Origin of the sequence: Sulfurimonas sp. (assembly GCF_041563495.1) — a bacterium.
Lineage (GTDB): Bacteria > Campylobacterota > Campylobacteria > Campylobacterales > Sulfurimonadaceae > Sulfurimonas.
The window spans coordinates 72498-97946 of sequence record NZ_JBFFMZ010000004.1 but is presented as its reverse complement, the minus strand read 5'-3'; the positions used below and the strand labels follow the sequence as shown (position 1 = coordinate 97946).

Genomic DNA, 25449 nt, shown 5'->3' with positions numbered 1-25449 from the left:
TTTGCTATACTGCTCATTGCAGCTGAATTCTCGTAGATGCTACTTGATTGCTGTTGAAGATTTTGAATAGTGATGCTTATTTCCCCTGTCGCTTTTTGTGTTCTCTCAGCAAGTTTACGTACCTCGTCCGCAACAACAGCAAAACCACGCCCATGTTCCCCGGCTCTTGCCGCCTCTATAGCGGCATTAAGTGCAAGCAAGTTTGTTTGATCGGCAATATCTTTAATTAGATTGACAATCATTGTTATATCGTTAACATTGGTATCCATCTCAGTTATTGCATCTGCCGTATTTGTAACTAACTCGCTGAGATTTGATATTTGTTCTGTGGTGACTTCAACAGCTGTTAAAGTATTATGTGCAGAAAGTGAAGCGTTGGAAGTATTGGCAGTAACTTCCATAAAAGAGTCTTCAGTTTTATTGATATCGGTTGTAATAATATCCAAGTTGCCCTTCATCCCTCCGTTAAATCCGCTAAAGGCGGTAGTGAGTAAGCCCATAAGTTTATATCTCTCATTCGCTTTCATAGATGCTACAGCTTTTTGGATTATGTTCGCTGTTTCTTTAAATTCGCCTTGAAGTCCCGATGGAAACATACTTCGATACATCTCACCTCTACTTACGGCATCTATCGTATTACGGCTTTCTCTTAAAGTTATTTCGACTTGGTCTAGACACTTGTTAATGTTCCAGCCTATACTTTCTAAAGGCGTTTCATTTTTATGTATAACAACTCGTGTAGCTAGTTTGCCGTCTTTTACGTCTTCAAGCGTCGTGGCAATCTTATTCATAAGAGAGTCGTCACTTATTTTAGTTGTACTACTTTGAGGGATAAACAAAGAGGAGATGCTTAGCAACATTAAGATAATAGCAAAAATTATTTGAGAATTTATAGCTAAAAACAAAGCAGATACGGTTATTAAAATAAAGAGTGCAATTACATTAATATTTTTAATCGCAACCATAGATTACGCCCCTTTTTGAAGGTTTATAACAAGTTCTTCATAGGTGGTATTGTTTTTACTCAAAAAATCATTTAAAAGTTCTCCAGAAGCTTTTAAACCATCTTTATTCTCGGCATCTGCTAACAGTTTATATACAGGAGTAATAGCATCTATGGCCGATGGAGCAGGTTTTCTTCTTACAGATGTATAACTTACAATCCTGCCATTTGAATCTTGATCGGCAGTTATATATGTAAATACCCAGTAGAACCCGCCATCAGCTCTGAGGTTTTTAACAAAACCAAAAAACTCTTTTTTTTCTTTTATCAAGTCCCAAGCAGTCTTGAAGGCTATGCGAGGCATGTCCGGATGTCTTATGAGGTTGTGGTTAGCGCCAATAAGTTCAGAAGCTCTATACCCGGACATCTCAGTAAATATTTCATTACAGTATATGATGTTGCCTTTAGTATCTGTTTTAGATACTATAAAGTCATTTTCATCAAGTAGTTTTTCGTTGTTTGTTATATTTCTTGGGGAGTCGGCTTTAGATAAACTTTTTCTAGACATTATACAGTCCTTAAAGATTTAAGATGCTATGTTGTTTAACGTTAAGTATATCTATATTTGTTGGTAATTTTGTCACCAAGTGACCAAATCATTTTTAGTTGTTTTGTATGTTACTCTTTGTAACGCAAGCCAATATTATATACCGGGAATCCTAGGTATCTTATTTAATTTAGACAATTTACAGTAAATGCCCCATCCTTTTTTTAGCCAGTGACCAATGATGGGAAGCGGAATTATAAAAGCTCGTTTGTCATCTCTGTAAATGAAAGAAGCCCCGCTGCCGCTATCCATGACACAAAGAATATTTATATGTTCCTGGTAACCTTTAAAGTCAGTGCTGTTTGCATCTTTTTGTAAAATGTTATGTGCAACGTTTCTTGCCATGACTTCTGCTACATGACCTTGTTTTGCTCTCCAGTCAGCTCCCTGGAGAGCTGCTACATCACCGATTGCGTAAATGTTAGACGGCATCGCAGGATTGTCAAATACAACATTACAAAAATCATTTATTTTTACAAATCCGGCTTCATTGGTTGGCAGGTCAGATTCTCTAACAACATCGTGACCGTTTCCGGCAGCTATAAACATAGTAAAGTCAGATTCTATTTTTGAATCATCTTCAAATATAATTGCATTACTCTCAAAAGCTTTTATTTTTTTACCAAAGTGCTGTTTTATGCCGAGTTTTTTAAAGAAAACAGCCATCATTTTAAGTGCTTTTTGACCCATTCTTTTTCCAGGCTCAGGCATAGGTGCAAAGAATGTCAGCTCAAAATTATCTCTGATGCCTTTTTTCTTCAAAAGATTATGAACATTAAACATTAACTCAAAAGCAGGTCCCCCGCGAACGGCAGAAGTGTCTTTTGGGTTTCCTCCAAAGCCGAAACAGATCTTACCGCCGCCTTTTTCAATAAGTGCTTCTAATGAGTCGCGGATTTCAAGTGATTGTTTTGGTGCAGCACAAATCGAGAGAGTATTTTCAACTCCTTTATGCTGCATCTTTGAAGCACCCATTGCAAGAACCACATGGTCATAATCTTTTAAAACAGTTCCGCTGTTTAATGTATAGGAGTTCTCTTTTGCATTTATATCTTTTAGTGCATCAACTATCAGCTTAAAGCCATGCACTTCTTCTAAGGTGTTAAGATCTATACAGACATCATCAAACTCTTGTTCTCTTGTAGGAATCCATATTGAAGTGGGGTAGATAAAAAAGTAGTCTCTATCACTTACCAAAGTAACGTCGTAATTTGATTTTCTTAAAAAGATAGCAGCTTCAAGACCGGCGAAACCACCTCCGATAATTAAAACAGTTTTCATAAGAGCCCTTGTATAAAACTTATTAATGAATAATATTACTACAAGTGATGTTAAATTTCTATTAATTTTTTTTGTTTATGAAATAAACAGCAATAAGGCTTAAGGAACCACCGATTAAGATGTGTGCCTGTATAGGCTCTCCCAATACCGCCCAGGCTATTATAAGAGAGAACAAAGGTACTAAAAACATAAATGAACTTGTTTTTTGGCTTCCTAATTTTGCTGAGGCGATAAAAAATATAGTAGTGGCTACGCTTTGGCCTAAAACTGCCAGATAGACAAGAGCTGTCCAAAACTTGCTACCTTGGTCAAATACGACCGTTAAATCACTCTCATAAGCGTAGATGAATGAAGCAATCGTAGCTACTACAGAGATATAAAAACTGTAGTGTATGGGATGAATATGCTTGTGAGAGTGTTGAGAAAGAAGAGTCACTCCTGCCCAAACAACTGCACATAGAGCAAAATAGATATTTGAGCTGTTGAAAAACAGGTTTAAATCATTTAGCTGAAGTATTATTATACCGCCGATAATACCGAGGATTAGTCCAAAATATTGAGATGCAGAGAGTTTAGTTTTAAAGAGAATTGCAACAAGTAAAAAAGTCATTAGCGGTGTCAGTGTAGTAATAATTACTCCACCGTTTCCTGCAAAGCCGTACTTTACTCCTAAAAAAGAAAAAACCATAAATGATATATTTAAAACAGAGCTTGATGCTACAAATTTTGCGCCGGAACGATTTAAAGTCATAGGTTCTTTTATAAGGTACAAAATTGGAATAAATGAGATGCTCATAAGGAAAAAACGCCAAAATATTATGATATCAATCGGAAGCTCATAAGTTAAAATTTTAAGAGCACTCCATCCTCCGCCCCATAAAAACATTGCTAAAATAAGTAAGTAGGTGAAGTGTGAGTTTTTCAATGTTTAGTCTTTTGCAAATATTTGCTGTTTTTTGCCATTATAGCTTAAATAGTTTTACTTTTTTAGGTAATATATCTTATGAGTTATACTAAATGGTTTGACGCCCATGCTAAAAAGCATAAGGTGATTATAGATAAATTAGAAGAGTTAGATTATACGGAAGAGGAGATTATCGACTATTTTGATTTTGACAACATGGTAAAAGAGGAACCGGATTTTTGTCCTCTTTATAAAGATAATAAAAAATGCCATGATATGGACAAGTTAAACTGTTATATGTGTGCTTGTCCAAACTTTAGATTTGATGATAACGGTTTGGGAATCTACAACGAATTTAAAATACTAAGTAAGTGTGATATAAACAATGGTGAGGAATTTGCAGGAAACGGTGTTATACATCAAGATTGTTCATCGTGTAGTGTTCCACATCATAAGTCGTATATTTTGAAAAACTTCTCTCTGGTTTGGACAGAGATGATGAAAAATTGTAAAAGTAAGTAAAAAGGATTGTAATGTTAAAGGTTGTTCTGTCTATATTGTTAATGTCAGTAGTACTATTTGGAGATACGAAAGAAGCTCTTGAAGCTTTTAAGAAAAAGAATTATGATTTAGCATTTAAATTATACAAAGAGAGTGCTAAAGCAGGTGATAGTACCGCTCAAAATGCATTAAGTTATCTTTATTTTAACGGTATCGGTGTTGAAAAAGATGCAAAAAAAGGCATTGAGTGGTTAGAAAAAGCTGCTTCTGCTTCAGATGCAAGAGCGCAGAATGATTTAGGGATGATGTATCTCACAGGTCAAAATGTTGCCAAAGATTCTGCCAAAGCATTTACATGGCTTACAAAAGCTTCAGAATTAAACAATCCTAATGCTCAGTATAATCTGGCATTAATGTATTACAAGGGTGAGTCAGTAAAACCGGATGTTAAAAAAGCAGCCCAGCTTTTAGAATCCTCGGCATTACAAGGGAACAAACAAGCTATCCAAAACATAGGGCTAGTCTATATGCAGATTTTAGATTTTGACAAAGCTGCCGAGTGGTTGGAAAAAAATGCCGTAGAAGGTAATGAAAGTTCATACTATCTTCTTGCAGAAGTTTATTGTACAACAGAGCAGTTTAAAAAAGCAAAAAAGTGGGCACAAAAATCAAAAGAGATTGGAAATAAAGACGCTGAAATTTTATGGTCTAAGTATAATTTAGGAAAGTATTGATGTAAAGAAAGTAAAATCAGAATTTAAAATTCTGATTTTATACAATATGCTTGTGAATCAAGGAGATATTAGAAAGTCTCGAACGTAATTATACTCTAGGATTTGGTCATACTTAGTCAGTTTATTTTATAACTATTTTATAACTATTTTATAACCAAGCCCATACTCATTTTGAATAAGGTTTTCAGGTAACTTTGCGCGAAGACGCTTTATAAAAGATGTTATAGCGTACTCTGAAAACTCCTTACCGCTTTGGTCGCCATAGAGATGGTAAAATATATTTTCAGCCGTAAAAGCATGATTAGCTTTTGAACAAAGCAGTTGAAAAAGCATAAGTTCTTTCTCTTTTAAAGATATCTGTTTCTCCTCGTTCCATAGAGTCGAAGAAGTTTTATCCCAGAAGATGTCGTTACTTAGATAGATTCTTTTTTTAGAACTTCTTAGTTTATCTACAACTTTAAATAGAACTTCTTTTAGTTTCTGTGAGTTGATAGGTTTAATTAGGTATGTAACAAGGCCAAGTTCAATCGCCTGAAGTAATTTTTCTTGTTCAGAATGAGCACTCATTATCAATATGTCCGTCTCAGTGTCACGCTCTCTGATTCGTTTAATCATTGTCAAACCATCTAGGTTTGGCATGTTGATATCTGTAATAATTATATCCGGTCTTTTCTCAAGATACTGCAAATACCCCTCATGACCGCACTTAGAGACAAATACTTTTTTAAAAAATATTTGTAAATATTCTTGAAGATATTCTCTTAATTCTGACTCATCTTCAACAACTAGAATTGAAATATCTTCAATTAATTCACTATTGTTCATTCTTCATCCTTATTGTAAATGTTGCACCGTCTTTATTGTTTTTGGCACTTAATAATCCATTCATATTATCCTCGATAATCATTTTAGCTATATGCAGACCTAAGCCTGTTCCGATTGATTGATGCTTTGTCGTAAAGTACGGATTGAAAATTTTTGGCAAAATATCATCATCTATACCACCGGCATTATCGCTTATAGATAAAACAACATCATCATCTTCTTTTTGCAAAACAATATCAATCTTTATCTCAGCAATATTTCTTATCTCTTTGATGTCATATATATTAGACAGTATGGATACGATTACTTGAATAAACTCATTCATGAGTCCGTAGATGCAAAGTTGTTCATCTGCTGTAACTTTTATCTCAATCTTTTCACTCTCTTTTGTGTAGTTTGTAATCTCTAGTGCTTTTTTGAGAGCCGTGTAAACACTAAAAGTTGATTTTTCTTTATTTGGTTTATAGTAGTCCATAAAATCCTCAATAGTATCGGACATATATACAACTCTTTTTTCCATCTTATCTATTCTGGTAGAAATCTCTTCTTTGTCTAATATTCCTGCGCTGTTTTTTTCTTTTAAAATCGCTAAAATAGTATTTACAATCGCTAACGGTTGACGCCATTGATGCGCAATGTTTCCTATCATTTCACCCATTTCAGCTCTTTTTGATTGTTCAAAAAGGAGTCTGTCTCTCTCTTGAATAGTTCTTTCTTTCTCTTGAAGTTCATTGATTGTATCAAGTAGTTCGCGGTTGTACTTTTTTTCAATATAGAGTCCACAATCAAGATTTTTCATGTCTTCAATAAGATTGGATATGTAAGGCTTTTGTATTATAGAACCGTGTTGAGGTGCTATAAGATTAATATCGAGTTTTTCTATTTTACTTAGGGCATAATTGAAAATATCTTTACTTGGCATATACTCCTGGTGAAATTGTTTGGCTTTTTCAAAGTATGTCTCATCAGCATAAAATTCCCAAGACTCCTCTATTCCTCCAAAAATATCCCCGGATAACAGAGTTTTTGTTTTTGGCTCATAACTTACAAATGCACCAGGAGAGTGACAGTAAGGGGTTGTGTGAAAATCGAGTTTGAATCCGTTTGAAGTTATCAACTCATTGTTGTTTTTATCAATTTCATAATAATCTGATGATACAAGATAGTGTTTGATTAAAAGCGACATTCTAGAATGAGTCACAATTAGAAGGTCATCTCTGTCTATGAGTTTTTCTATCTCAGGTACCGCGGCTGCTAAATCCGGGTCTTGATGGTGAAGAATAATGTATTTGATTGACTTTAAGTCGGCAATACTTTTAACTTTTCTTACCGTCTCATTGAATTCAATCATTGAGCCAGGATCAATTAAAATAGACTCATTGCCGTTTTTAATAAAGTAAGGATGACACTGGAAAGGGTCGTTTTCAAGATACATACCGACCCAGTAGATGCTATCTGCAATTTCAATAGCATCTTTGAAGTTATGCATAGGTTTAGGCATTACCCTCAAACCACTTTAATTGTTCTCTTAATTCAACTACCTTACCTACTACAATGAGTGCAGGAGTAGGTACATCTTTTGCCTTTTCAACTATGTTTTCCAAAGTTCCGACAACAACACTTTGATCTTTCGTTGTCCCTTTAGAAATCACGGCTACAGGGTAGTCACTTGCTTTACCTACTTCTATAAGTTTTTTACTGATTTTAGGAAGATTATGCAGACCCATTAAAAACACAATTGTATCATCTGTTTTAAAGTTGTCCCATGGGATTTGAGATACTTTTTTATTTGGTGATTCATGTCCTGTTACAACTCTAAAACTCACAGCTACACCGCGATGAGTAACAGGTATACCTGCGTAAGCAGGTGCAGATATAGCAGATGTGATACCTGGAATTACTTCAAACTTAACATCTCTATCAAGCAGATAAAGAGCTTCTTCTCCGCCACGGCCAAATACAAAAGGGTCCCCGCCTTTAAGACGAACTACATTTGCATGTTTTAAAGCGTTTTGATAAATAACTTCATTGATATCATCCTGAGGCATAATATGACGACCGTCTTCTTTACCTACATAGACGAATTCACAGCCGTTTTTTGCTTCTTCTAAAATGTCCGGATTAGCAAGACGATCGTAAATGATTACATCAGCCTCTTTTATAACTCTAAGTGCTTTTACAGTCAGTAATTCAATGTCCCCAGGTCCAGCACCTGTTAAATAAACTTTGCCCATTATTCTTTTTCCTCATAAATAAATATACCTGACGGTTTTTTGATTTGAAATATTTCTCTACTTAAATACCAGTCTTTTGTGTTTAAAACAGCAACCTTGTTTGTATCATTGACTGATACATAAAGATTTGGTCTTATGTTTGACCATCTTACATGCAAGACTTTTCCGTCAAATTCAAATCGCTTGATTACTTTTAAAGTTTTAGTGTCGATTATCTGAATCACAGGAAACTTCTTTCCGCTGAATGTGACCGCAAGATATTTTTTATCTGGAGAAAGAGCGGTAAATACAGGCAGACCTTCAGTCTCTATGTTTTTTACATGTTTAAAATCAGGTGTATATACCATTACCTTATTGTTTCCGACTGCCGGTATAAAAACATATCCTCCGCCGATAGACCAAAAGCCAAAGTGTGGAACTTTGAGTACAGGTTTTCTGTCTTCAAGCAGGATTTTAATTTTTGAGTATTTCATTGTGTCTAGATTTACGACACCAAAGTGATCACTTTGAAAAAATCCTGTTATAAAGTTGTTGTCTTTGATCATTGCATCAAAAGGCATAACGCCAACATCTTCAAACTCTTTATATATCTCAAAGTTCGGAAGGCCTTTACCGCCGTTTTTGTCTTTTAAAACAGTGATTTTGTCATTATCCATCTGTGAAAAGATTAAGTAATCTTTATAGATTTTAATACCGACATTTTTAGAGCCAGTCTCAAATGATTGTATAGGGTTTAGATCCCTGTCTAAGATATCTACACTTTTTTTAGCATAGTTTGCAACTGCAAGAAAGTTTTTACTTATTGTAAAACCGATTGCGCTGTCGCTAGTTTTTTGCTCTTTAACAATACGTTCTTTTTCAGGATCAAATTTTACTACGAAACCGTCACGAGAGATAACGTAGCCATCTTTGCCGTCAAACTTAACAACACCGTGGTTCATGTTGTGCATACCAGAGATATGACCTTTTGTCATGCCTTTTTCTATTACGGCTAAAGAGTTGCTTTCTCTCTCAACAACAAAAACTTTTTCATTTGTATCTAGCATGGCAAATAACGGGTTTACCCCTTTTGCGTTTGCATTTATAAATAGAGATGCAAGAAGTGTTGTCCCTATTAAAAGTTTATTTAGTATCATCGTTTTTTCTCTCCTCTTGGCTTAAATAACATGATGGATCTTCACTCCATAAATCACCTGTAATCGCATATGCACGAGCGCGTGAACCGCCGTTGCAGATATCTATTTGCTCACACTCTGCACAGATGCCGCTTATCTCTCTCGGATGAACTCTTAGTTTGTCCAGTAAATCACCTTTTTGCCAGATGTCTCCAAAGTCTTGATTGATTATATTTCCTACTATCAGAGGGAAAAACGGATCAGGTCTGACATCGCCTTCACTGTTGATGTTTAATAGTTTTCTTCCGGCTGAATTTCCGCCCCAGGTAACAAGTCTTTTTCTCATAGTCTCTTTTAACTCAGGATACCTTGAAGCAAATTCATTTAGAAAAAGAATGGCATCCATCTCCATGTTCCCTGTTACTACCTCTATGTCTCTGCCCGTGTCGTAATACTCAAAAGCTTTTTTAAGGATAAATTCTACAGATTTTCTTCTTTGTTCTTTTGTAAGATCCATTTTCAGGTTGTCTAAACCACGTCCGGAATATACAAGATGCGAAATATATATTTTTGGAATATTCTCTTTTTCTGCTAACTCAAAAATATATTCTAAAGAGTCTATAGTCTCTTTTGTAATAGTAAATCGTATTCCGACTTTAGCTCCTGTAGAGTTGGCTAGTTGGACAGCTTTAAGAGTTTCCCTGAATGCGCCCTTAAGACCGCGAAAATGATCATGTGTCGGTTCATCTCCGTCAATACTGACACCGACATAGTTAAAGGTGTCTACAATGCGTTGGACATTGTTTTTAGTGAAATACAAGCCATTGCTTGAAAGATAAGTGATAATGCCATTATCTCTACAAAAGTCAGCTATTTCAAAGAGGTCTTTTCTCGTAAGTGGTTCACCACCTGAAAAAATGATAAATTTAACACCGTTTTCCTTCATCTCTAAAATAGTTTTTTTAATCTGCTCTGTAGTTAAGGTATCTACTTCATCAAGAGTTGATTTTGAATAACAGTGCATACATGATAAATTACAACGGTTTGTAAAGTTCCATATGGCTATAGAGCCGTCTAATATTCTTTCTTTTTTTCCTTCAACTACTGAAGATATAAGATTTGATAGTCTAAACATTATTTGCCTTTATACGAGAGTATATATTGAGCTACAGCTTTTCTCTCTTTGTCATTTAATTTTAATTTGGTCATTACTGTTCTTTTATAACCAAAAGCTTTGTACATTGATTTTGGGTCTATAATATAAGCTTCTATTTCATCAATAGATCGTTTAGAAGCGATCTCTGTAAACGGGGGACCAAATGCTACTGCTGTTTGGTGGTGGCATCCCCAACAGTAGGTTTCAAAGACCTTTTTTCCATATGAGTCTTGAGCATATAAAACAGAAGATAAGATAAGTGTAAAAAGTATATGTTTTTTCATGTTTATTCTTTCATTTTGTGCATTATTCTATCGAAAACAAGCTTGAATTACAGCTTATAAAACACAGAATTTGTCATTTTTTTATCTATCTAAAGAATAGCAATATATTATTGATTTGTCGTTGATATTAGTCAATTTTGACAATATATATAAAAGTTTGAAGAAGTTTTATGTTTAAATAGGGGTTCTCTCCCGAAGGAGAGAAAGTAGAAGCTTACGCTCCTGGAATAGTTTGTCTGTGCTCGATTGAGTACGTAAACGTAGGAGTTGTTAAACCATTGATGTATTTAACAAATTTACCTGTTTTAGCTTCATAGATACCGATTCTTCCACAGTTCCACTCAGAAATCATAGTCCAGTGACCGTGATTAGCTGGCTCAGCGTGTAAGATTCTAGGTGTAACAGCTTTACCGTTTTTATCTTTAACAGTTGGAACTTTCCATTTGTAAAGAGTTTTGTGAGTTACAGGATCTGTAACAGTACCTTGTGTTGTACCAACAGTAATGATTCTGTCTAACTCTAAAGTTTGCTTGTTAATTAAGTGAACTTTATTCCAGTTAGCTGCTCCACCAAGTACATTATCTGCCCATAAGAATGGAGTATGCTCAGATGTACCGATGAATAGTCCACCACCACCGATAGGGATTTGACGAATTACATCGAAGTTATCATCCCAAATAGTTACTTGACCTAAGTTCATGTTAACAGTAGCACCAAGTTGTTGACCAAGTGTTTCGTTATACCAAGAAGAACCTTGACCCGGGTGTGGCTTAGCTGAAGGACCTGTATAGATTTTAGTAACTAAAGATTTAGTTTTGAAATCCACAACACCAACAACATCAGAACCTTGAGACGCGATAAATAAGTATCTACCAATCTCTTTACCTTCATTTAAGAAACCATCGTGAAGAATATTACCAATATTTGGAATATCACCAACAATTGGGAAGTCTGGTTTAGAATAATCTACGATATAAACGTGACCACCATCTTTAAGTGCAAATGCAATATATGGACCGTATGGAGTATCAAAGATACCTGCAACACGAGATGAATCAATGCTACCATCTGGTTTAATTACAGATGAAGTTGGATAAACTTTTAATGGCTCAAGAGTCATAGCATTCATAAGTACAGCACCGCCTGGAGTGTAGTTACCAGCCATTAGGTATTTACCGTCTGGAGAAACTGCAAGACCACGAGACTCAGAACCAACTTGACATTCAGCAATTTTTTGCTGACCCGGAGTGTTTAAGTCGAACATTGTTACTAAACCTGAACGAGAGATTGAGTAAGCATAACGAGGTTGACGTTTGTTAGTCACCGTTACGTGAACAGCAAAACCAGCAGGGTGTTTAGATAAAATTTTACCTGAAGTACCATCAACGAAAGCAACACGTTCAGCATCTCTTTCAGTTACAAAACAAATGTCAGTATTTTTCTTAACATCTACAGCATGTGGATATTTTTTGAAAAATGCCATTCTGTCATTTAAAGGTTTCCAACCAGCTTTTACAGTATCAAGTGTAAGTTGCTTGATTTTTCTACCTTTGAAATGTTGAAGATAATCAACCATAGCATCAGCATCTGATTTAGAAAACTTATTTTTAAATGGAGGCATTGCAGTACCTGCTCTACCATTAAGAACAACGTCAGCTAATTCGTAAGCATTTTTCTTACCAATTACTTTTGGACGTAAGTCAGAACCAACACCACCTTCGTGATTTGGACCGTGACAACCTTGACACTCTTTTTCAAAAACTTTTTCAACATCCATTTTAGATGTATCTGCTAAAAGACCTGAACTAACTACTGCTAAAGCAGCAACTGACATAACTAATTTATTTAATCTCATTTTATTCTTCCTCCTAAAATTAGATAAAGCCGGCCCGAAGGCCCGCCGACAACTAGACGATTTTTTAACTTTCTTTCTCTAAACGAGCTTTCTCTTGCTTGTAAATCCAAATCATTGGAAGTACAATTGTTGTATGAAGAAAGATAGTTAGAGTTAGTGGACCTTGATTTAACCAACCAAAAAAGCTTGGTACAACATCTGTAAATGGTTCAAACATAATATATCTCCTTATCTTTCGTGTACTGGGTTTTTACCAGTGCTTAAGAAATCTTTGATTAAGAATAAGAAACCTGTAAATGTAATCATACCCATAAACAGTCTCCAATCCATCGCTTGTGCAAACCACATACCGCTTTGACCATCGAAGTAACCTGCCCAAGTAGCACCCATTTGTGCACGAGAAACAAGAACTTGAACATAACCAGCAATAGTAAGTGCAATCGTCATACCCATAACACCGCCAACTATAAGACTAAGTGCCCAAATAGAAGATTTTGTATGTTTCATAACTTTAAGACCGTTTGTGCCTTGAATAGCAATGTACATCATACCGATAAGAATAGTTGCATAAGCACCGAAGAACGCTAAGTGTCCGTGAGCTGATGTAAACTGTGTACCGTGCGTATAAAGGTTTACTTGTGGTAATGTATGGAAAAATCCCCATATACCAGCGCCTAAGAAGTTACCAAAAGCATTCATCCAAAACCATACAAAAGCAGGTTGGTTGTTTACTACTGATACATGATTACCTGTAGCCGCTTGTTTACCTTGTTGTTTACCCCAGTCATACATAACGTGGATGAACATAGCAACAAGTGGTAATGGCTCTAGTGCACTAAATAATGCTCCAATTTCCCACCAATACTCAGGTGTACCAATCCAGAAATAGTGGTGACCGATACCTAAGATACCTGAACCAAATAGCATTGCTACTTCAATCCATAACCACATTTCAACAACTTTACGGTGTGCTCCAATCATAGTGATAAGACCATAAGCAGCAATCGAACCAACGAAAACTTCCCAAGTAGCCTCAACCCATAAGTGAATTACCCACCACCACCAGTACTGATCAACTGTGATATTGTCTGTAAAGAACATACCAGCTAAGTAAAGACCAGCAAAAGCAATCATATCTGCCATTAGTACTGTAACGATACCAGAGTTTTTACCTTTCATTCCTGTTAACCAAAGGTTAGCAACAAATCCAAGAGCAACTACAACGATACCAAGGTCTGCCCAACGAGGAGCTTCAATATACTCACGACCTTCATTAATAAACCAGATAGTTGTTTCATCTGCAGGTCCAACTTGAATAAATAGATATACTAATATAACTACAACGATAGCTGCAACAAATACCCAGTATAATAATTTACCAATTTTAATTCCAACTGTTTCAATTCCAGTTTCATCAGGTAATAACCAATAAACTGAACCAAACATTGCAAAAACCATCCATACAACTAGTGCATTGATGTGTAACATTCTAGCAACTGAGAAATCTAATAATTCAAATAAGAAGCCCGGCATTACGTATTGAATTGCTGCAACTAAACCAAATAATAATTGTGCACCAAAAATAATAGCAGCAAAAGCAAAATACCATGTAGCTAATTGTTTTGATTCACTTCCAATACCTGTTAAGTGATTACTTGCCATTTACTGCTCCTTGTATTTTTCCAAAGTTTCTTGGGAAACCATTTGTATCAATTGATGACATATGTTTCAAGAAAGCAACCAAACCTTTAGCCTCTTCAGCTGTAATACCAAGATCTGGCATCATACGAGCGTGAGTTGGATAAGTTGACGGATGTTGTAAGAATTCAGCCATAGCTTCTTCTTTTGTACTTTTACCAGTCATTGCCTGCATTGAACCTTCTGGTCCCCATGCCGGGTCTAACCAAGCTTTAGTTAAATCTGGTGCATAATATGCTCCATTTCCAAGAAGTGTGTGACAGTTCATACAGTTCTTTGCTTGTGAACCGAGTTTACCAAGATGAAGTAAAGCTCCTGCTTCTTCTTCAGACCAGTCATCTCTTCCAAAAAACTTTTCTTTTTCCCCTATCACTGGAACTTCATGACCACGTTTTGTGCTCATTTCGTAAGTGATTTTATAATTAATAACCGTAGGTCCTGGAACCCTTTTAGTCACCTTATTCTGTAAATCTGCATCTGTACCCATTGATATTTGACCAGCTGTGTCAAATGTTAACCAAATAAGTAATACTGCTGCAAATCCCGTGATCCATGCTGCTGAACGTTGCCAGAAACGATTGTCACTCCATACGGATGTTTTAGCCACTGTGCCCTCCTATAAATTGCTGTTGACATATATACAGTATATCAATGTTCATTCTCTTCGTGAACTTGATGCTGCATATAATAGACTGCGTGTGGAAGTAAAAATAATCCAATTGCAGCAACTACTAAAGCTTTAACCGTAAATTCACCTACATGCATTAAACTTCCCATTAAATACAAACAATAGGCTGTTAACATCCAAAATATATATGCAATAGACATAGTCCATTTTTTAAGTAGATTAACTTTTACAGCGGTATATATACCAACATAGAATCCTCCAAATACTAAAACAAGCGCAGAAGATACAAATATTGGTAAAAAGTCATCTAGAGGTATATCTTGTCTCATAACCACTTCTTCAATCATTGTCTCTCCTTTTATTGTTATAATTCTTCAGAATCAGGAGTAGTTTATTCCTATTTGGATGAAAAAGAATTGATATATATCAATTTATTAGATTAATTTAAAATTTAAGGAAAGTTTTATAATCTGTGTAACTTTATGAAACAAAAGGGTTGAAAAGTATAACTATATACTATATTACAAATAGTATAGTAAAGAGGAAAGAGTGAGTGTAAATAAGATGGTGGTAAGTATGACTATTCTTCTCTTAGCACTTTCACCAACATTGTACTTGTTTTCTACATAATCGCCTAGTTTTAGGCCCGGATAAACACTGAATAATAGCATCGGAACAGCCATTACAAGTATGATTACAATATCTTGCGTCATCGATTACCTTCATAAGTTAGTTGTTTAAAACTTGATATACATCAATTATTTTTTATAATTCTTATTATATCATTGATTAATTAAATTTCTTTGTAAAATTTAGATTTTATTAAGAAAATTAAAAAAAGGACTCAAAAATGAAAAAAATCTTATCGATAACTTTAATTTCTGCCATTGCTCTTGTTCTATCTACCGGTTGTAGTTCAAAAAATGTCAATGCATCTGAAACACATGACCCGAAAGTTTCTGCCGAAGCACTGTATGTAAATACTCATGATAACGAAAAAATTGCAAAAGCAATAAAAAAAGCAGGTGAAAAAACCGGTTGGATAATCACTGAATTTAAAAGTAATGAAGTTATAGCTGAAAAATTGGATGGTAAGAATACTATCTCTTCAAGTATTATGTTTTCCGATGGACATATTGAGTTCGAGAATGCTTCTGCAACTTCCGACCTTCGTGATGCAATCGAAGACGAGCTTAATAAAACGGCTGCAGCCCACTAATCATTTACACTCTTCCAGATAACTTTCTAGTTTATCTGGAGTCACATCCCCTCTAATCGGTTCACACACAAAAAGTTCTCTATTGTCCAAAAAAAAGAGTGACGGATATTCCAATGTATATAGCATCTCTATAGGGTAACTGCTCTTTTGATCTTTTGTAATTATGACCGATATAAATTCGTCATTTATCTTGTCTATATATGGTTTATTAATAAATGCATCTTTGATCGCTTCTTTGCAAGGGACACAATCTTTTTTTATAAGTAGAACCATAAGTTTTTTATTTTCTTTTAACGCCTGCTGATGGGCTTTGTCAAAGTCTCCGTACCAACTTACGTGGTTGGCATGGAGCATCGATAAAAATAGTGTAATAAATAAAATAAAACGCATCTGTTTACCTCTGTATTTGAAATTCTCTTTGTATCTCTTTGAGCATCACAACAGGTGGATTCGGTAGTTGAGGAAATGCCCTTTGTACTGCATCTGTAACCCACTGAGGGTAGATTCTAAAGTTAAGTTTTACAACTGCTTTTAAAGGGTATTTTAGATTTTTCGCATCTGAGATATCATAGGATTCTACTCTTCTCTCTCCTGCTGGAATCCTTGTATCGCTCAGCAGTTTTTTGTATCTCCAAAAAAGTAGGCCGACTGGTTTTGAGTTCTCATCGCCAAAGACTTTCATAAACGGTCTTGCATCTTCATATAGGTTACCGTCATCTTTTAATTTACCGCTGCTGAAAATAACTTTAGAATCTCTGTCCGTTACGGTAATATCAAGCCAAAGTTCTCTAAAATCAGATACTCCGGTCGGCAGATGATGTCCTGCTCCGACATTTTTAACACCGGCTAAAATTTTCCCGTCTTTTATATCTACATCAATCTCTGCAGAAGTACGAAGAAGCTGTAAGGCCTGCTCTTCGTGTTTCTTACTTTTTAGACCCGATAAGAAGTGGTTTGAGCCTGAAAAGTAGTGAACTTTGATGTCTTTTTTCAGAGTGCCGCCTGTAGTCGATTCTCCTTTTAAAGGAGCAAGCTTGCCATTTTCAAGATATGTCATGTGACAATCAATACAAGTTTTATGTTTACTCGGATCTTTTGGATTGTTAAAGGGTGATTTTTCCCACTCTTTAAATGTAGATACAACGGCTCTTTTTGAGTCATCGGGTAAAAACTCATCATGACAAGATGCACAGTAAGCACTATCTTTATATATCTCTTTTGAATAGCTTTCTTTATGAACAATCGGGTTAGAGTTTATAAACTTTTCACTGAGCCATTTCTCTACTTTAGAGTTGTTCTCTTCAAAAACGTATTTTTTTCTATTTTTCAAATCCAGCGTATAAGAGCTGTTTCCCTTAGAGTCGGTTTTTGTAATCCTGTGACAAGTCACGCAAGAGACACCTTGTTCCAGTCTGGAATTTCCATGTGTTTTAAACTCATCAATCAGACTTTGTGAGCCTTTCTCAAAAAGAACGCTCGGCATATTGTTTACATCCATTCTATGTGTAGTTCTTTTTTGTTTAGTAGTAACTGCACTTGGATTATGACACCCCATACACCACTGTCTAAACTCATCACCCATATCAGCACCTGCTAAGTTTTCCATTACCATATAGTATGGATTTGAACCAGTCATATGTCTGTGATTTGAGTCTGCCCATTGATTGAAGATATCTTCATGGCATGATTTGCATTTTGCCGAGTTCGTCCAATCTTCATTGTGGTATCTCTCAACGCCTTCTTCAAGTGTTATATTTGTTAGTTTTTCACTGCTGTATGAGATGCTAGGATAAGAGATGCCAACCATTAGAACAAAAGCAACAATAGGTTTTGCATTAAAATCGATCTTCTTTCTTGCATGCAAAAACAGAAAATACAACAGGATAAATGAGCCGTAGAGATGTATATAATATGAAATAAGCCCGATAGTATCTCCTCCAGTGTTACCTACGAAAAATAAGTAAAATCCGCTGGCAACTATGAAAAACAGAAACACTCCAAGTGTTATACCGCTTGCACTTCTTGCTCCTCTTACTATCATATATTCATAAGTATGCATGTTTACATAAGGTATGAGAAGAAATATAGCTATAAATGCGGAACTTAAAATATGTACTGCCTGAACTATTCTGAAGTATTCCCAACTTAAGTTGAAGATGCTAAATTGAAAGATTCCACTTAAAAACATCAAAATTATAAGTATTTTCATATGTATATTTTTCATACTGCATCCTTGTTTACAATTTTATAATCCACGACATCACCTTCAAGTGATTTTAAAAACTCTACAATCTCATCAATCTGTTCATTCGTCAGATGCATACCGAGTTGGTGTTTACCCATGAGAAAGACAGCTTCTCTTATTTTAGCAACCGCACCGTTATGAAAATAGGGTGAAGTTTTCGTGACATTTCTAAGCATTGGGACTCTAAAGAGTCTTTCACCCTCTTTACCCATAAATCCACCCTTGTTCTCAAACGGAAATGGGTGATACATCTTCGCATTAAAGTCAAAGTCACTGACTTCCCGCCCTTTTTCTTCTTCGTTGAAAGAGTTTGTGACATCAACTATACTGTTGTAATCTCTTAGAGGAAACTTTTGTATACTTTGTCCGCCGACCGTTACGCCCGTATGACATCCCTTGCATCCAAAGTTTAAAAAGTGCGCCAGACCCTTTTTAGCTTTTGCATTTATAGCATCATTGTCACCGTCTAAAAACCTGTCATAACCACTTCGGGTTACTAGTGTGCGTATGTAAGCACCGATGGCTTTTTGAGTATTTTCAAAACTAACCTTGCCAAAGGCAAGTTCAAACTTTTTAACATACTCGGCATCTGCTGAGAGTCTCTTTTGCACTTCTTCTTTTGAGAGGTTCATCTGAGTTGCATCTTGTATGGAAAGTCCAACTTGATCTTCCACAGTTTCTACATCCCCATCCCATGTCAGATATTTTGCAAGTGACGTATTTAAAATCGTTAGTGTATTTAGGTGGTGCGGGTTTTGTGCTCCGCCATGTCCAACTGCAGTCTCAAATCTGTCCGTTCCGCTTTGGTCTGAGAGGTGACATACGACACAGTCAGTCTTATCGTTTGTTTTGGAAGTAAGAGCTTTTACAAATATATCTTTATCTTTTTGGTCTTGGCTGATTACATGACAAGTCGCACAACTGATATCTTTATTTTTAGATAGTATCTTGTCGTAGTATAAACCCTTACCAAGTTCTATCTTCTCTTTAGTGAGTCTGTTTTGCGGAGTATCTACGAGTTTTAAAAGTTCTTCATATGTAGCGGGAGTGCTTGACATATTCCTTGATAAAGCGGCTTCTCGAAGAGCTTCATCGCTATAAAGAGGTTTTTCTTTTGTCGGTAAAAGAAAAGATACTGTAAATAAAAGAGACACAATAAATATAAATACATATACAAAAAATTTCATAATAATTTCCTATTATTTTGTTCTTGTATAGTATATGATAAATGAAAAAAGATAGCAATGACTTTTTAGCAATAGAAGGATTTTGTTTTAGCACAAAAGGAATTATTATCTATATAATAAACCTTTTGAACTAAGTATCTCTGTAAGTTAGATGCCAAAAGTTTCTTTTACTTTTGTCTCAAACGCTTCATCGCTTAACTCTTTTCTCAAAGGAACAAAAGTCTCAGCTTCACCACCGACAGGTACAAATATCTTAGAATTTTCATCTTCGATGATATTTTTTACGGCATCTGCAATCGGTTGCGGATTTGGACCTTCATTGATAGCTTTTGCAACGATTGGAACAAAATGAGATACTAAATCTTTATATGGAGAGTCCTCAGCAGTTGTTTTAGCATTTGCAACAAGTCCGTTTTTAACAAAGTTTGTACCAAAAAGTCCAGACTGAATAGAGTGAACTCTTACATTGTATGGAAGTGTCTCAAATCTTAAAGAGTCAACTATCCCTTCTACAGCATATTTTGAAGCATTATAGTGTGCTAAAAGTGGAAGACCAATCTTGCCCAAGAAAGAAGATATATTAATAATCACACCATCTTGTGCTTCTCTCATATACGGAAGAACTGCACGGGTGACTTTTAGAAGTCCAAATACATTTACATCAAACTGGTTAAACATCTCTTCATCAGTCCCATCTTCGACTGTTGCCAAAAGACCGTAACCTGCATTGTTAACAAGAACGTCGATCTTACCTTCGTTTTTGATGATAGTATCTACAGCACTGTTTATAGTATCTGTTTTTGTTACGTCTATATAGATACTTTTAAGTGAAGAATCATAGTTTATTGCATCTGCATCTCTAGTTCCCGCATATACCGTATAACCGTTGTCAGATAAAAACTCTGCTGTTAGTTTTCCCATTCCTGAGCTTGCACCTGTTATTAAAACTACTTTTGACATTTTGAACTCCTAAGGTTTATTTTCCTAGAGTATATATCAATCAGAAGTTACCTTCAATGATTTTTTAGCACTGGAAGAATTTTATTTTAGCACTGGAGGAATTATTTTTTTAGCAGGTCTTTTGGATAGATGCCGTAGTGTTCAAAAAAGAGTTTTGAGAAGTGTCCCTGATGTTTGTAACCGACTTCTTTGGCAATCTCACCGATGTTTAGAGACTTCTCTTTTAAAAGCAGGTTGGCTTTTTCAAGACGAAGTTTTTGTATATATCCGTAGATGGTGGTCTTATAAACTTTTTTAAAAATCTTTTTCAGGCTTGTCTCGTTTGTCGCACATAGGTGGGCTAGTATCTGGATGCTGGGCGGGGTAGAAAAACTGCGCAGTAAGATGTTTTTAGAAGTTTTTGAGATACAGATTTCGTCATCGCTTAGTTCATCATCAAGCATGTCTAAAAGCCCAAACCTGTGAATCATAAACTCCAAGATATTATGCTCACATCTTATGCTGTTCATGTATGCTTCTGCTTTTGTATTTAGTATTTTGTCTATTATGTGCAGACTCATAGCATCTATGGGATGAGAGTCCATTAGCTCACATGAGACTTCATCTTGAAGGTTGTCATAGAGATAGTTTATGACCTCATTTGCATCTGAACTCAAATATCTCTTTAAAATAAAGTCAGCTACAAAAAGCACAAATATCTCTGTTTCTGTCTCTTTTTTTATTCTAAGAGATAGATCCTGTCTTGATGATATGAAAATATCTATGCTGTTTTCTTTGACTTCAAAGCACTTCTTTTGGATATGGTCGTCTATAGCGAAAGAACCTTTTTTGGTAACGGGTATAGCTATCATCCGGTCAAGGTTTTTTACATGATAGACTTGGTCCTGAGAAGAGTTCAGATGTATATCAAAAAAGACTATACCGTTTGAGATATCTACTCTAGTGACATGCTCTTTTTTTGTATCAAGCAGTTTGGTTATTTTATAGCTGGTGTTTGTTATGTTGAAGAAAAAACTGTCCATTATAGATTGTAATGCTCCCTTACACGTCTCTCAAAATCTTCATCGCTAAGCTCTTTTCTCATCGGGATAAACTTTTTAGCTTTATCGCCTATTGTAGCACGAGCCGGAAACTTATCATTGTTTATTATTTCTAAAATCATCTCACCGATCTCTGATGCAGAGTTACCGCTGTTTATCTGCTCGACTATAACGGGTGCAAGGTTAGATACAAGTGAAGCGTACGGAGAATCTTCGGTAAAAGTTTTTACATTTGTGACAAGGTTTTCTCTTGCGAAGTTAGTGTCAAAAAAGCCAGGCATGATAGAGTGAACTCTGATGTTAAAATCTTTTAATTCATAACGCAGAGAGTCTGTAATACCTTCAACCGCATACTTACTGGAGTTGTACATGGTAAGAAGAGGAAGACCAATCTTTCCTAAGAATGAAGAGATATTTATTATGATTCCATTTTCTTCTTCTCTCATAATCGGAATAACTGCTTTGCAAACTCTAAGTACGCCAAACACGTTTATATTGAATTGTGCGAGCATCTCTTCTTCAGTAACATCTTCAACTGTAGAGACAAGGCCATATCCGGCATTGTTTATAAGAACATCTATCTGTTTATGCTCTTTGTGGATAAGTCCAGTCACCTTGTCTATACTATCTTGGTCTGTAATATCTAAATGAATCGGAATAATATTTTTGTGGTTTAAATCTTTCAGGTTTTTAACACTGCGGGTTCCGGCATATACTATGAAATCTTTTTTAGACAAGTAATCTGCTGTAGCTCTACCCATTCCAGAACTTGCACCTGTAATAAGGACTATCTTTTTGATGCTTTCTCCTAATTCAAACTTAAGTATAAGAGTATATCATATCAGTCAATAAAAAAAATAGATTTATATCAATGAAAAGAATAGGAAAAGAGATGGATTTTTTCAAGTATATACATGCAGTCGGAACGGGAGTCAAAGGCAATAGAGATTTAACTTTTGAAGAGTCAAAAGATATGATGCAACAAATCTTAAACCAGAGTATTCCAAGTGAACAAACGGCAGCATTTCTTCTTGGCTGGAGACTCAAACCTGAGACGACTACAGAGTTTCGAGGAGCGGTAGAAGCCTGCGATGCATTTATAAAAACAACAACTGTTGCAAACTCGATAGAACTCGGTTATCCTTTTGACGGAAAAGCTAAAAACCCTTATATCTTCCCACTCGTAGCAAAGGTTCTTGAAGAGTCGGGACTTAACATAGTCGTCATCGGAGATGAACTGACTCCTGCAAAGGGCGGTATAACCATAAAAGATATCTGCACTAAGATAGAGTTGAACCCAAATGCACACTACTTTGACCGTGCGGACTTTTTTAAAGAGATGAGTGACATAACAGATATTCGTATGAAGCTGGGTCTTCGTTCAGGTTTTAACACTATAGAAAAACTGCCTCGCGTAGCAAACAGTGAATATGCAATTACTGGTGTTTTTCACAAACCATATGTAAAAAAATATGTGGAGATTTTCTCAGACAGATATAAAAGATTTGCACTTATCCAAGGAAATGAAGGAACACCTGAATTATTTTCAAAAGGTCGTTTATGGATTTCAAAAGGCGATGCTGTTGATGAGATAATAGTAGATCCTGAACACTTTGGCATCAACTATACAAAATCATGGGAAGCCATTACGTTAGAAGAGTCTTTAAATCAGTTAAACAACCCGTCTGATGAGTACATGAAACTCGCAAAACTAAACGCTGCCGTTTATCTTTTTGTGACTGAAAATGCTGCTACTATTGATGAGGCTTGGGAAAAGCTTAACTAAATGGACAAAACTTCTAACCATATTAGAAATATACTCCATGGCTTTTTTCTCACTATCGGGACTACGATAGCTGAGCCTTCTACAATACTTCCTCTTATAGTAAACTACTTTGGCGGCTCTTCGATGCTCGTTGGTTTTTTTGCGGCTTTGCTTCGCGGAGGGGCTATTGTAGTTCAGCTCTTTGCAGCGTTTCAGGCACAGAGTTACAAACTGATGATGCCTTACATCAGACGTGTTTTTATAGCTAGGTTTTTGGCATGGTTTTTTATAGGTGTGGCTATTATAGTTTTTGGAGAGAACTCTCCAAATTTGACGCTTTTTTCCATCGGTATTGGTCTTTTTATCTTCTCGTTCAGTGCAGGTTTTGGAGCGATTTACTTTAAAGATATTATTGCCAAGATATTTTCTCATAAATTCCGTGGAAAGACCATGGCATATCGCCAGTTTTTCAGCGGTGCAGGAGGGCTTGTCAGCGGAGCTTTGGCGGGTTGGATTATTCATACTTTTGAAGCACCATATAGTTACGGTTATCTTTTTATCATCAGCTCGTTTATTATGGGGTTTGGCTATCTCTCTTTTGGGACTATCGATGAGCCTGTTAAAGAGGAAGTAGCTAAGAGAGAGAACTCTTTTAAAAAGTTTCTTCACAACTCTTGGGAGACTTTAAAAGCTGACAAAGACTTGCAGATACAGTTAAAGACTTTTCTTTTAGCATACGGATACTTGATAGCTCTTCCGTTTATTATTCTGGATGCACAGACAAAGATAGAGCTTGACGGTGTTGCTATCGGTAGTTTGATAACCACACAGATGGTAGGTGCGATGCTAAGTAATTTTTTGTGGGGAAGACTCAGCGGACGAGGGCTAAACAAGCTGACGGCAAATATCTCTATATCTTTGCAGATAATCGCTATTTTTGTTGCTTTTAATGCATCTTCTCTTTATGAATACATGGCAGTCTTTTTTATGGTTGGTGCTGCACTTGATGGAAACCGCATCGCTTCGGGGAACCTTATGCTCTCTATAGCCCCGCCGGATAAAAGACCGGTTTATGTGGCTATTCAGATTAATGTCATCTCATTTGGATTGTTTTTTTCTATAATAGGAGGAGTTATTTTACACTTTTTCACTTATGAGGTGCTTTACAGCACTGCGGCTGCAATGCTGTTTTTATCGCTCTATTTTTCGTTTAAACTAAAAGACTAAATGCCAAAAAAGCTTTTAATAAAGGCTCTTTCTTTAGGTGTTTTAATTAAAATTTTAACAACTGTTTCATCATCTTTTGTGATTATAATTTCATTTCCTTCAATACGAAGATGCTCTTTTGCCCACTTCTTATCAAGTTCATCCATACGATGAAGAACTTCAGCCGCACTCGGTTTTTCTTTATTTTCCGGGTTTCTTGTGTCTATAATAGTTAAACCACCCATTCTTTTTTCTAGTTGATAAGGGCTGTAAGCTTTAAATGCTTTATATATTCTCTCTTCTTTTTCTTCAGGCATAGCTCTTTTCATAGAAAGAATCCCCATTATTAAAAAACCCGCCAGCAGTGTAAATATAAAAACTTTTTTCACTAAACTCATTTGTTACCCCAATCTTTTATATAATCTTGTGCTTTTTTATCTAGCATCTTCATTCTTTCTTTTCCTTTTGGAAGAGTCTTTCTTAACTCTTTCATCTCTTTTAAGAAGTCGCTTATTCCGTCTGGAATAAGGTTTTGCAGATACATCCTAAGATGCTTTGCCATAGCAGGTGAAGCTCCTGATGTAGAGATTGCAACCGTTAAATCATCTTTTTTTACGTAAGACGGAAAGATAAAGTCACAGTAATCTACAGAGTCCACAGAGTTGCATAGACAATTATACTGCTTCGACTCGGCAAAAATCTCTGCTTGAAGAGGAATATCATCAACTGCCACGATGACAATCGCAAAATCTTTTATATCTCCGGTTTTGTAGGCTCTTTGTTCGTAAGTAAGGTTATTGTCTTTTATATCTTTAGCCATATCATCTGAAAGTTCAAGGGCTATTACGGAGATATCAGAAGTGAAATCTAGAAGGTGTTCTAGCTTCTCGTGTGCTATGTATCCACCGCCAACGATTAGTATTTTTTTGTTGTCAAGTTTTAAAAAAGCCGGAAAGTAACTCATGCATCTCTTTTCGTGTGTTTGTGACATAATAGCATAATCTGCAAAATTACAAACTTGATGTACATCAACTGATATTAATTTAAAATAGATTACAATCT

At 35.7% G+C, this 25449-nt stretch carries 28 protein-coding genes and 1 pseudogene; 5 read left to right on the top strand and 24 right to left on the bottom strand.

Annotation, left to right across the window (positions count from 1 at the left end; translation table 11 throughout):
• Positions 1-2: 2 nt before the first annotated feature.
• From ABYK18_RS05460 to ABYK18_RS05445, 4 genes and pseudogenes are all read right to left on the bottom strand, one after another.
• Positions 3-401 (bottom strand): annotated as a pseudogene (locus ABYK18_RS05460) (methyl-accepting chemotaxis protein); the annotation flags it as partial.
• 567 nt (positions 402-968) lie between these two features.
• Positions 969-1511: a PAS domain-containing protein gene (locus tag ABYK18_RS05455; RefSeq protein WP_373035641.1), complete on the bottom strand. Its 543-nt coding sequence runs from the start codon at positions 1509-1511 to the stop codon at positions 969-971.
• Between the two features lie 135 nt (positions 1512-1646).
• Positions 1647-2831, bottom strand: coding sequence for an NAD(P)/FAD-dependent oxidoreductase (locus ABYK18_RS05450; RefSeq protein WP_373035640.1), 1185 nt, complete (start codon positions 2829-2831; stop codon positions 1647-1649).
• Between the two features lie 61 nt (positions 2832-2892).
• Positions 2893-3756, bottom strand: a complete 864-nt coding sequence (locus ABYK18_RS05445) for a DMT family transporter (protein WP_373035639.1) — start codon at positions 3754-3756, stop codon at positions 2893-2895.
• Between the two features lie 78 nt (positions 3757-3834).
• On the opposite strand from ABYK18_RS05445, the gene ABYK18_RS05440 reads away from it, so the two are divergent.
• Positions 3835-4257, top strand: coding sequence for a hypothetical protein (locus ABYK18_RS05440; protein ID WP_373035638.1), 423 nt, complete (start codon positions 3835-3837; stop codon positions 4255-4257).
• A 41-nt stretch (positions 4258-4298) separates the two neighbouring features.
• Positions 4299-4970, top strand: a complete 672-nt coding sequence (locus ABYK18_RS05435) for a tetratricopeptide repeat protein (RefSeq protein WP_373035637.1) — start codon at positions 4299-4301, stop codon at positions 4968-4970.
• Positions 4971-5102: 132 nt separating this feature from the next.
• On the opposite strand, the gene ABYK18_RS05430 is transcribed toward ABYK18_RS05435, so the two are convergent.
• From ABYK18_RS05430 to ABYK18_RS05375, 12 genes are all read right to left on the bottom strand, one after another.
• Positions 5103-5795, bottom strand: a complete 693-nt coding sequence (locus tag ABYK18_RS05430; RefSeq protein ID WP_373035636.1) for a response regulator transcription factor — start codon at positions 5793-5795, stop codon at positions 5103-5105.
• Positions 5785-7296 carry an ATP-binding protein gene (locus ABYK18_RS05425; protein WP_373035635.1) on the bottom strand — a complete coding sequence of 504 codons (1512 nt, stop codon included), beginning with the start codon at positions 7294-7296 and terminating at the stop codon, positions 5785-5787. The genes ABYK18_RS05430 and ABYK18_RS05425 overlap by 11 nt, the downstream gene beginning before the upstream one ends.
• The gene (gene cobA / locus ABYK18_RS05420) at positions 7289-8029 is read right to left on the bottom strand and encodes a uroporphyrinogen-III C-methyltransferase (RefSeq protein ID WP_373035634.1); all 741 of its coding nucleotides are present in this window, start codon (positions 8027-8029) and stop codon (positions 7289-7291) included. The genes ABYK18_RS05425 and cobA overlap by 8 nt, the downstream gene beginning before the upstream one ends.
• The gene (locus ABYK18_RS05415; RefSeq protein WP_373035633.1) at positions 8029-9165 is read right to left on the bottom strand and encodes a cytochrome D1 domain-containing protein; all 1137 of its coding nucleotides are present in this window, start codon (positions 9163-9165) and stop codon (positions 8029-8031) included. Before ABYK18_RS05415 ends, cobA begins: the two co-directional genes overlap by 1 nt.
• Positions 9152-10279 carry a radical SAM protein gene (locus ABYK18_RS05410; protein WP_373035632.1) on the bottom strand — a complete coding sequence of 376 codons (1128 nt, stop codon included), beginning with the start codon at positions 10277-10279 and terminating at the stop codon, positions 9152-9154. Before ABYK18_RS05410 ends, ABYK18_RS05415 begins: the two co-directional genes overlap by 14 nt.
• On the bottom strand, positions 10279-10584 hold the full coding sequence (locus ABYK18_RS05405) for a cytochrome c (protein ID WP_373035631.1): 306 nt from the start codon (positions 10582-10584) through the stop codon (positions 10279-10281). Before ABYK18_RS05405 ends, ABYK18_RS05410 begins: the two co-directional genes overlap by 1 nt.
• Positions 10585-10798: 214 nt before the next feature.
• A complete protein-coding gene (locus ABYK18_RS05400; RefSeq protein ID WP_373035630.1) occupies positions 10799-12439 on the bottom strand; it encodes a cytochrome D1 domain-containing protein in 1641 nt (546 codons plus the stop codon).
• A 64-nt stretch (positions 12440-12503) separates the two neighbouring features.
• Entirely contained in the window at positions 12504-12656 is a 153-nt protein-coding gene (locus ABYK18_RS05395; RefSeq protein WP_373035629.1) for a hypothetical protein, read from the bottom strand.
• 11 nt (positions 12657-12667) lie between these two features.
• The gene (locus ABYK18_RS05390; protein WP_373035628.1) at positions 12668-14101 is read right to left on the bottom strand and encodes a cbb3-type cytochrome c oxidase subunit I; all 1434 of its coding nucleotides are present in this window, start codon (positions 14099-14101) and stop codon (positions 12668-12670) included.
• Positions 14091-14744, bottom strand: a complete 654-nt coding sequence (locus ABYK18_RS05385; RefSeq protein WP_373035627.1) for a cytochrome c — start codon at positions 14742-14744, stop codon at positions 14091-14093. The genes ABYK18_RS05390 and ABYK18_RS05385 overlap by 11 nt, the downstream gene beginning before the upstream one ends.
• Before the next feature lie 41 nt (positions 14745-14785).
• Positions 14786-15112: a hypothetical protein gene (locus ABYK18_RS05380; RefSeq protein ID WP_373035626.1), complete on the bottom strand. Its 327-nt coding sequence runs from the start codon at positions 15110-15112 to the stop codon at positions 14786-14788.
• Between the two features lie 174 nt (positions 15113-15286).
• Positions 15287-15478 carry a hypothetical protein gene (locus ABYK18_RS05375; protein WP_373035625.1) on the bottom strand — a complete coding sequence of 64 codons (192 nt, stop codon included), beginning with the start codon at positions 15476-15478 and terminating at the stop codon, positions 15287-15289.
• A gap of 137 nt (positions 15479-15615) precedes the next feature.
• On the opposite strand from ABYK18_RS05375, the gene ABYK18_RS05370 reads away from it, so the two are divergent.
• Positions 15616-15984, top strand: a complete 369-nt coding sequence (locus tag ABYK18_RS05370) for a hypothetical protein (protein WP_373035624.1) — start codon at positions 15616-15618, stop codon at positions 15982-15984.
• Here the strand turns inward: ABYK18_RS05370 and ABYK18_RS05365 are convergent, their stop codons facing one another.
• The 6 genes from ABYK18_RS05365 to ABYK18_RS05340 form a co-directional block, all read right to left on the bottom strand.
• Positions 15985-16374: a thioredoxin family protein gene (locus ABYK18_RS05365; protein ID WP_373035623.1), complete on the bottom strand. Its 390-nt coding sequence runs from the start codon at positions 16372-16374 to the stop codon at positions 15985-15987. It abuts the gene before it with no gap.
• Positions 16375-16378: 4 nt separating this feature from the next.
• Positions 16379-18208 (bottom strand): multiheme c-type cytochrome, encoded by a 1830-nt coding sequence (locus tag ABYK18_RS05360; RefSeq protein WP_373035622.1) that lies wholly within the window; start codon positions 18206-18208, stop codon positions 16379-16381.
• A complete protein-coding gene (locus tag ABYK18_RS05355; RefSeq protein WP_373035621.1) occupies positions 18205-19416 on the bottom strand; it encodes a cytochrome-c peroxidase in 1212 nt (403 codons plus the stop codon). Before ABYK18_RS05355 ends, ABYK18_RS05360 begins: the two co-directional genes overlap by 4 nt.
• A gap of 147 nt (positions 19417-19563) precedes the next feature.
• Positions 19564-20376 (bottom strand): SDR family oxidoreductase, encoded by an 813-nt coding sequence (locus ABYK18_RS05350; protein ID WP_373035620.1) that lies wholly within the window; start codon positions 20374-20376, stop codon positions 19564-19566.
• A gap of 101 nt (positions 20377-20477) precedes the next feature.
• Entirely contained in the window at positions 20478-21398 is a 921-nt protein-coding gene (locus ABYK18_RS05345) for a helix-turn-helix transcriptional regulator (protein ID WP_373035619.1), read from the bottom strand.
• A complete protein-coding gene (locus ABYK18_RS05340) occupies positions 21398-22198 on the bottom strand; it encodes an SDR family oxidoreductase (RefSeq protein ID WP_373035795.1) in 801 nt (266 codons plus the stop codon). The genes ABYK18_RS05345 and ABYK18_RS05340 overlap by 1 nt, the downstream gene beginning before the upstream one ends.
• An 89-nt stretch (positions 22199-22287) precedes the next feature.
• On the opposite strand from ABYK18_RS05340, the gene ABYK18_RS05335 reads away from it, so the two are divergent.
• Both ABYK18_RS05335 and ABYK18_RS05330 read left to right on the top strand, forming a co-directional pair.
• Positions 22288-23202, top strand: coding sequence for a glycosyl transferase (locus ABYK18_RS05335; protein ID WP_373035618.1), 915 nt, complete (start codon positions 22288-22290; stop codon positions 23200-23202).
• A complete protein-coding gene (locus ABYK18_RS05330; RefSeq protein ID WP_373035617.1) occupies positions 23203-24408 on the top strand; it encodes an MFS transporter in 1206 nt (401 codons plus the stop codon).
• On the opposite strand, the gene ABYK18_RS05325 is transcribed toward ABYK18_RS05330, so the two are convergent.
• Both ABYK18_RS05325 and ABYK18_RS05320 read right to left on the bottom strand, forming a co-directional pair.
• A complete protein-coding gene (locus ABYK18_RS05325; RefSeq protein ID WP_373035616.1) occupies positions 24405-24785 on the bottom strand; it encodes a hypothetical protein in 381 nt (126 codons plus the stop codon). The two genes, ABYK18_RS05330 and ABYK18_RS05325, sit on opposite strands and share 4 nt — an antisense overlap.
• The gene (locus ABYK18_RS05320) at positions 24782-25378 is read right to left on the bottom strand and encodes a bifunctional precorrin-2 dehydrogenase/sirohydrochlorin ferrochelatase (protein WP_373035615.1); all 597 of its coding nucleotides are present in this window, start codon (positions 25376-25378) and stop codon (positions 24782-24784) included. The genes ABYK18_RS05325 and ABYK18_RS05320 overlap by 4 nt, the downstream gene beginning before the upstream one ends.
• Positions 25379-25449: the final 71 nt, after the last annotated feature.

Bases quoted from the DNA above. Each gene is read 5' to 3' on its own strand.
- ABYK18_RS05455 (WP_373035641.1), bottom strand. From the start codon at position 1,511: ATGTCTAGAAAAAGTTTATCTAAAGCCGACTCCCCAAGAAATATAACA.
- ABYK18_RS05450 (WP_373035640.1), bottom strand. From the start codon at position 2,831: ATGAAAACTGTTTTAATTATCGGAGGTGGTTTCGCCGGTCTTGAAGCT.
- ABYK18_RS05440 (WP_373035638.1), top strand. From the start codon at position 3,835: ATGAGTTATACTAAATGGTTTGACGCCCATGCTAAAAAGCATAAGGTG.
- ABYK18_RS05435 (WP_373035637.1), top strand. From the start codon at position 4,299: ATGTCAGTAGTACTATTTGGAGATACGAAAGAAGCTCTTGAAGCTTTT.
- ABYK18_RS05430 (WP_373035636.1), bottom strand. From the start codon at position 5,795: ATGAACAATAGTGAATTAATTGAAGATATTTCAATTCTAGTTGTTGAA.
- ABYK18_RS05425 (WP_373035635.1), bottom strand. From the start codon at position 7,296: ATGCCTAAACCTATGCATAACTTCAAAGATGCTATTGAAATTGCAGAT.
- cobA (WP_373035634.1), bottom strand. From the start codon at position 8,029: ATGGGCAAAGTTTATTTAACAGGTGCTGGACCTGGGGACATTGAATTA.
- ABYK18_RS05415 (WP_373035633.1), bottom strand. From the start codon at position 9,165: ATGATACTAAATAAACTTTTAATAGGGACAACACTTCTTGCATCTCTA.
- ABYK18_RS05410 (WP_373035632.1), bottom strand. From the start codon at position 10,279: ATGTTTAGACTATCAAATCTTATATCTTCAGTAGTTGAAGGAAAAAAA.
- ABYK18_RS05405 (WP_373035631.1), bottom strand. From the start codon at position 10,584: ATGAAAAAACATATACTTTTTACACTTATCTTATCTTCTGTTTTATAT.
- ABYK18_RS05400 (WP_373035630.1), bottom strand. From the start codon at position 12,439: ATGAGATTAAATAAATTAGTTATGTCAGTTGCTGCTTTAGCAGTAGTT.
- ABYK18_RS05395 (WP_373035629.1), bottom strand. From the start codon at position 12,656: ATGTTTGAACCATTTACAGATGTTGTACCAAGCTTTTTTGGTTGGTTA.
- ABYK18_RS05390 (WP_373035628.1), bottom strand. From the start codon at position 14,101: ATGGCAAGTAATCACTTAACAGGTATTGGAAGTGAATCAAAACAATTA.
- ABYK18_RS05380 (WP_373035626.1), bottom strand. From the start codon at position 15,112: ATGATTGAAGAAGTGGTTATGAGACAAGATATACCTCTAGATGACTTT.
- ABYK18_RS05375 (WP_373035625.1), bottom strand. From the start codon at position 15,478: ATGACGCAAGATATTGTAATCATACTTGTAATGGCTGTTCCGATGCTA.
- ABYK18_RS05370 (WP_373035624.1), top strand. From the start codon at position 15,616: ATGAAAAAAATCTTATCGATAACTTTAATTTCTGCCATTGCTCTTGTT.
- ABYK18_RS05365 (WP_373035623.1), bottom strand. From the start codon at position 16,374: ATGCGTTTTATTTTATTTATTACACTATTTTTATCGATGCTCCATGCC.
- ABYK18_RS05360 (WP_373035622.1), bottom strand. From the start codon at position 18,208: ATGAAAAATATACATATGAAAATACTTATAATTTTGATGTTTTTAAGT.
- ABYK18_RS05355 (WP_373035621.1), bottom strand. From the start codon at position 19,416: ATGAAATTTTTTGTATATGTATTTATATTTATTGTGTCTCTTTTATTT.
- ABYK18_RS05350 (WP_373035620.1), bottom strand. From the start codon at position 20,376: ATGTCAAAAGTAGTTTTAATAACAGGTGCAAGCTCAGGAATGGGAAAA.
- ABYK18_RS05345 (WP_373035619.1), bottom strand. From the start codon at position 21,398: ATGGACAGTTTTTTCTTCAACATAACAAACACCAGCTATAAAATAACC.
- ABYK18_RS05335 (WP_373035618.1), top strand. From the start codon at position 22,288: ATGAAAAGAATAGGAAAAGAGATGGATTTTTTCAAGTATATACATGCA.
- ABYK18_RS05330 (WP_373035617.1), top strand. From the start codon at position 23,203: ATGGACAAAACTTCTAACCATATTAGAAATATACTCCATGGCTTTTTT.
- ABYK18_RS05325 (WP_373035616.1), bottom strand. From the start codon at position 24,785: ATGAGTTTAGTGAAAAAAGTTTTTATATTTACACTGCTGGCGGGTTTT.
- ABYK18_RS05320 (WP_373035615.1), bottom strand. From the start codon at position 25,378: ATGTCACAAACACACGAAAAGAGATGCATGAGTTACTTTCCGGCTTTT.